1 protein-coding gene and 1 pseudogene are annotated in these 821 nt (G+C 60.9%); one reads left to right on the forward strand and one right to left on the reverse strand.

Annotated elements, in window-relative coordinates:
• The coding region (locus tag VBE63_RS30665) for a hypothetical protein (RefSeq protein WP_323686727.1) at positions 1-245 on the reverse strand (245 nt) is incomplete at its 3' end.
• 177 nt (positions 246-422) lie between these two features.
• Between VBE63_RS30665 and VBE63_RS30670 the strand changes: the two are divergent.
• Positions 423-821, forward strand: a pseudogene (locus VBE63_RS30670) (aminotransferase); the annotation flags it as partial.

Genomic DNA, 821 nt, shown 5'->3' on the forward strand with positions numbered 1-821 from the left:
GCCAGGGCAGACTCGAATTTCTGACGCCGTTGAGGCTCAAGCAAGGCCCATTGCGGGTGGTCGTCGAGGTGCCAGACGAGGCGATTGACGGGACCATAGACCCTGGGGCAAGCACTGTGGGGCTCGCCGGCAACCTGCCGTTTGAGGTAGTTGCGCACGCTAGAGCCAAGCGCGAAATGCTCGACGCGATACGCAACGCGCCACCTCCCCCAGACGATGAACTGCCCGCGATGAGTGATAAGCAATGCGAGCGTCTCGACGCTTTAGCGTTACGAGAGGACCGCTGAGTGATGGACTTGTTGTTGGATGTGAATGTCGCGGTCGACAGCTGTGTCGGTCGGAAGCCATGGTGTGAATCGGTCGATCTGGCAATCGCCAAGTGTCTGGCCGAGGGTGGTCGGCTTTGGCTCTATGCCGGCAGCGTGCAGACGCTCGATTATGTGACCAGACGAGCGCTACAGCGAGCCCAGTCGCCCGCAGCGAAGCCGCTGTCTGCCAAGCAGCTTGCACATCAATCGAAATCCCTTCTAAAGGTGTTTGCGGCGGACAAACACTGGCTGGCCGCGCTCGCGGGGGAAGGGGCCGTTTTCGACAGTCCCGATCCAGAGGATGAGCAACTGCTTCACGCGCTCGACCGATTTGCGCCCGGCGCGATCAAGTTACTCACGCGCGATGAGGTGCTTCTGAATGACCATCGCGACCGCTGTGTTTCGCCCGAGGTTTTCTGCCAGCAACCAGCTGCTCAGGCCGGCATGGGCTTTATCGACCTGAAGACCCAGCAGGACGCCCTGCGCCCGCAGTTGGAGCAAGGTATCCATCGC

It is taken from the genome of Lamprobacter sp. (assembly GCF_034860625.1).
Classification (GTDB): Bacteria; Pseudomonadota; Gammaproteobacteria; order Chromatiales; family Chromatiaceae; genus Lamprobacter.